Below are 5,411 nucleotides of genomic sequence, written 5' to 3' on the forward strand. Positions count from 1 at the left end.
AGTCTAACTGGAGCAGATCAGATAAACCTAATTTCGACCGCCCCTGCAAGAGCATTTAAGATTCTCCACTCCTTTCTCAGCTGAGTTGTCGCTCCTCCACTGCAGTGGAGGCTCGCAATATCTAGGGTAATTCTTGAATGCTAATTTAGCAAAGTCACTGACACAGAATTGTTCAGAAGTGCGCTGACGGGGCATGTAACACGAAAATGCCCCATTCTTGGTTAACGTAATTACTCAGTGGTAAATTGTGCATCTGGAATAGCAGTACTTTTTATTATGGTTGGCGGTTAAGGAGCGGTTCCAGCATACTTGTAAAAGCGGTCATTACTTAACATTTCTATTTATGGCTACCGCTTGCATTGTAATGCTGGCTTACTTGAAGCGGAAATCACGATTGGGTAAAGGCTTATTGATGACTATTCTAATCTGTTAGTATTTTAATAGCGAACCGTACTCTAAAATTAAAATCTACACTAGATATGAAAGGCGTGTCCTCCTGCCTACTTATATTGAGGGGAGGGAATGAACATTTCGTACTCTAACCCGGCTTACCAAAAAAGTGATTGAGCATAATCGGTGATAATAGATTCCAACAATTCAATCTCTTGATACCCTTCAAGCTCTAGAGAGCAATAAAAAGACAGTGGGATTCTAAGAGCATTCGCCACTTCCACGACAGGCAATTTTTTCAAAATGTCTTTTGAAACCCATGCGTCAGCCACTGAATGGTTGAGTATAGCCCAACCATCCTCTCGAAGTAGTTCTAGTAATACTTCATTATTACTGACTATCCTCAAATCCGTGGAGATAGAAAATAGGTCAGCATTACTTTTGTGATGGCTTTCCATGATGTATTGCTTCTCTATCTCCAGCTCATCAATGTGCACTGTACCCTGGTTAGCTAAGGCATGCTCAGCGCTACAATAAAAGTGGTGTTGGACCGTACCCAAATAAATGTAACGGAAAGGGCGCTCAGGTAAGTTTTTCAACTTACTTTGCATGATGGCAACGCACGGAGTGTCATCGGTTAACGCATCCATTACTTCATTCCGATTCCTTTGAAGCCAGTGTAATCGCAATGTGGGGAGCGCATTTTTAACAAGTTGATTGATGTCTTTGATTATTGAACCTGGCACCAAAGCGTCATGGTATATGACCAGCGACTCAAAAGGCTTTTGATAAGCATTTATCATTCTTTCGTACAATAAGTCGCTGTTTTTTAATAACACTTTGGCTTGGCGATACAACGCTTTTGCTTCTTCTGTCGGCAATGCACGCTTTCCTTCGATAATAAACAGTTCGATGCAAAAACTGTCTTCAAGTGCCTTGATCTGTTCACGTACGGTTGTGCGCTCTTTATTAAGCTTTCTACCTGCCTTGCTGTAGCTGCTTTCTTCATACGTAGCGCAGAATGCGGCCAAGTGTTCATAGGAAAACATCTTTACTCCAAAGAAATTTATTGATGGATTATGCCATACATTATGCATTATTTTCGTATGTCGTTCGTTGTTATTATTTGAAGTGTAGTCAAACAAACTATCAAAGCGGACCAAGAAGCACTATGAAAAAAAACAAATTCATCTCTAGAAGTACCAAAATACTTTTACTTAATGCAGTCGTTATTCTAACCCCAAGTTTGGCTGCGGCTAACGAACAAAGTAATGAACGAATAGACCCGTCCGATATGACCCGGGCGTATAGTCAAGCTTTTATCGGCACCAGTAACAAAGGGGACGTTAAAGCATTTGGCTCCCTCTCCTACCAGTTTGACGGTGGCTCCGAAGCTATGGTGGCGCTGGAAGGGACCATGAGTGAGAACGGCGATTACAAAGACAGCCGTGGCCAGTATTTCCACGCCTTTGGTACTGGTAATAACCTAATGCCACGTGTCGCTACATCGCTCGATATTATCGACAACAAGGACTTCACGACTGCTGCATTTGGCGCCGCGAGCATACTAAAAACCCCAGCTGAATCCATCACGCTGTTTTTCCGTGCAGGTGGCCTGATCGGTGAGTATAAAAAAGAGGGTGCGCTTGCGCAGCAGTATGGCATAAGAGATACCCACATTACTGGTTACACCGGTACTGCTTGGCTAGTGTGGAAACCAATGCAGGATGGTTCCTATATCACTTTGTCACCGGAATACACCACAATGGATGGCAGCTTGAATATAGAAACCCTGAAAACTAGCGTTACAACCGCAGTTCCGCTTACAGAAAGCGGAGACAAGTGGCTACAGTTTAAATTCGATAATATCGACATGGATATCAACCACATGGGGAATACAGATTCAGTCACAGACCGTGTGTTCTGGACCCAGTTCAAAATGTTCTTTTAAATCAATTAAAAGATGCTGTCCGAGCGCTATGTGACTGAAGTTAAAAGTTATGATGGCGCAAACTAAAGAGCACAAAATATCAACGTTATATTTCAAAGGTAAAATTATGGGATTATTCAAAAGAACCGCGAAGAAGATACTCTCTCTTTCCATGTTAGTTCCGGCCCTACACTTTGGTGGAGCCATCGCTTGTACCAGCATCGCCCTTAAAGCCGAAGACGGCGCGGTCGTCTATGGACGAACCATGGAATGGGGAGCCTTTGATCTTAACTCTCGGGTTGCCATCGTACCCCGTGGATACGAGTTCCAGGCTTCCACTCCGGACGGTAAAAACGGCCTGAAGTGGAAGGTAAAATACGGAACAGTTGCTCTAGATGCGCTGGAAAAAGACTACTTGACCGATGGTATGAATGAAAAAGGTCTGGTGGTAGGCGTTCTCTATCTGCCAGGTTTTGCCGAGTATCAAGACTACGATCCAGCTAAAGCTTCGCAAACGATCAGCGAACTGGAGCTCGCTAACTACGTGCTGACGTCTTTTGCCACCGTAGAAGAAGTACGTGAAGGGCTTGCGAATATCCACGTGGTCGGTACACCAGAGCCTGCTCTTGGTAACATCGCAGCACCGATCCACTTATCGGTTGTAGATTCAAGCGGAAAAGCGATCGTGGTGGAATACCTTGACGGTAAAATGAAGATTTTCGATAACCCACTGCGTGTGCTGACCAATAGTCCTAGCTTCGAATGGCATATGACCAACCTGCGTAACTACATTGGTTTAACATCAAATGAACACCCGGCGAAAGCTCTGACGAAAGGAGAAAGCGAAGTTGACCTGACACCTATCGGTGCCGGTAGCGGATTCATCGGTCTGCCTGGTGACTTTACCCCACCGTCCCGTTTTATCCGCGCGACCGCTTACACCCAGACCTCGCGTAAATTGGTTAATGGCGAAGAAGCATTGTATGAAGTCTTCCGAATTATGGATAACTTCAATCTACCTCTGGGTGCCGCAGAAGGGCCTAGCGTAAATCCAGAACTACTAGAAGGTACGCGCAGCTCTACTATTTGGACTTCTGCTGCTGACAGTAAAAACCTGAAGTACTACTATCATACCCAGAACAACCGTCAGGTACGTATGGTAGACCTTAACCAAATTGATTTCTCTAAGAACCCTGACGCCATCCGTCATGTCGAGATGGATAAGAGCAGAAAGCAGAATATAGAAAACGTGACGCCAAGCGATGTTGGGCGTTCATAAGAGTACCGATAATTACTTTGACCAATCGGAACTAATCCTATGTCAGTTCCGATTGGTGTAATGGATGATAATTTATTATTTTTGGAGTAAAAAATGAACAAACAACTATTAGCCAGTTCTATAGTAGTTGGTTTAAGCCTTGGCATGAATATAGCTCATGCACAAGAAGGCAGTAACCTAATATTGATCCAAAATGTCAATGTTTTTGATGGTGTGCACGACAAGCTAAAAAAAGATCACGATGTTTTGGTTAAAGGCAATCTAATCCAGTCTGTTGGCAAGGATATCTCTGCTCCGGCCGGAGCAAAAATCATTGACGGTGATGGTCGTACGTTAACGCCTGGCTTTATCGATTCGCACACCCACCTTCAGTGGAACCTGAGTATTGCTGAGCATATGTATACTCCAATGGACTATCAGGGCGCTATTGCTCTAGTGGATTCTGAGGCGACGTTAATGCGCGGGTTTACCACTATCAGGGATGTTGGCGGTTCAATGTTTGGCGTGAAGCGGGCGATTGACGAAGGCTACTTCCCTGGGCCTCGGATTTACTCAAGCGGAGCAGCTATAGGTATGACCGCAGGCCATGGAGATATGCGAGCGCCAAGTGTTGCCCCAAGAATGATGGGGGGGCCGTCAACAACAGAAATTGAGACGGCAGGTGTCGCTATTAACGCAGATGGTGTTGATGAAGCCTTAACTGCTGCCAGAATGCAGTTTCGGAAGGGAGCGGCTTTTTTGAAGTTCTTTGCCGGAGGCGCTGTCTCTGGTCTTTATGACCCTCTGGATATCTCGGAATATTCTAAGGAAGAAATGGAGGCAATTGTTGGCGAAGCTGAGCGTTGGAACACCTATGCAGCCGTGCATACCTATACCGATGCCTCTACACAAGCCGCGTTGGAGGCAGGAGCTAAAACGTTAGAACACGTCAATCTGATCAGTGAAGACACAATGAAACTGGCTGTCAAAAAGGGTGCTTATATTGGTGCTCAGACCGGCGTATATATGAGCCCGGCCCCTGCCAGTTTTACTCCCGCTCAGGTTGCCCGTCAGCAACAAGCGAAAGAGGGACTCGACAGCCTGATGAAGCTGGCAAAGAAGCATGACGCTAAAATTTTGTTCGGCGCAGATATGGTGGGTTCTCTAGAACAGAAACGTATGCACTTAACAGAGTTTACCAATCGTACGAAATGGTTTACCAACGCCGAAATTTTGCAGCAGGCAACGTCAGTGAATGCTGAAGTACTTGAGCTAACGGGGCCACGTAATCCATATCCTGAAGCCAAGCTCGGGGTGATTGAAAATGGTGCTTATGCCGATATTCTCTTGATTGACGGTAACCCGCTGGAAGATATCAGTATTTTGACTAATCCAGAGGAAAATCTAGACCTGATCATGAAAAATGGTAAGATTTTTAAGAACACCATTAACTAGTTTTAGTATCGTCGAGATCAGAGCTGAAAATGCACTTGCGTTAAGCAGCGCTTCCCAAGGCAGGTATCTGGCAACAGGTCCTGCCGTTTTGTTTTCTAGAGGCCTAGTTATAAAGTTGAGGAGAAAGTAGTATGTCGTTTATTAGGTTCTTGATGTCAAGTATTAGAGCAATGCTTCTTCCACTATTATCTGCATTTATAGTGGTAGCGTCTTTAAATGCTAATGCCAATGATACCAAGCAGATTGACTGGCCAGATCTTATGGCAAAAATTGAGTTTCATGATCCCTTTGTGATTCTATCTAGTGATCATATTGCTAAGTTGCGTCGTTATGTTCAGCTTTCTGATTCAAAAACCACTAACCGTCAAGATTTAATAA

4 protein-coding genes and 1 pseudogene are annotated in these 5,411 nt (G+C 44.5%); 4 read left to right on the forward strand and 1 reads right to left on the reverse strand.

Annotated features, from left to right (window positions below; translation table 11 throughout):
• Window positions 1–548 precede the first annotated feature (548 nt).
• On the reverse strand, window positions 549–1,439 hold the full coding sequence (locus tag AB4371_RS21645) for a LysR family transcriptional regulator (protein WP_372150649.1): 891 nt from the start codon (window positions 1,437–1,439) through the stop codon (window positions 549–551).
• A gap of 122 nt (window positions 1,440–1,561) precedes the next feature.
• On the opposite strand from AB4371_RS21645, the gene AB4371_RS21650 reads away from it, so the two are divergent.
• The 4 genes and pseudogenes from AB4371_RS21650 to AB4371_RS21665 form a co-directional block, all read left to right on the forward strand.
• Window positions 1,562–2,341, forward strand: coding sequence for a hypothetical protein (locus AB4371_RS21650; RefSeq protein WP_017070663.1), 780 nt, complete (start codon window positions 1,562–1,564; stop codon window positions 2,339–2,341).
• 151 nt (window positions 2,342–2,492) lie between these two features.
• Window positions 2,493–3,599, forward strand: a complete 1,107-nt coding sequence (locus tag AB4371_RS21655; RefSeq protein ID WP_372150651.1) for a linear amide C-N hydrolase — start codon at window positions 2,493–2,495, stop codon at window positions 3,597–3,599.
• Window positions 3,600–3,692: 93 nt separating this feature from the next.
• Window positions 3,693–5,033 carry an amidohydrolase family protein gene (locus tag AB4371_RS21660; RefSeq protein WP_372150650.1) on the forward strand — a complete coding sequence of 447 codons (1,341 nt, stop codon included), beginning with the start codon at window positions 3,693–3,695 and terminating at the stop codon, window positions 5,031–5,033.
• Between the two features lie 152 nt (window positions 5,034–5,185).
• Window positions 5,186–5,411, forward strand: a pseudogene (locus AB4371_RS21665) (DUF3299 domain-containing protein); the annotation flags it as partial.

Origin of the sequence: Vibrio sp. 10N.261.51.A3, assembly GCF_041471965.1 — a bacterium.
GTDB lineage: Bacteria > Pseudomonadota > Gammaproteobacteria > Enterobacterales > Vibrionaceae > Vibrio > Vibrio crassostreae_C.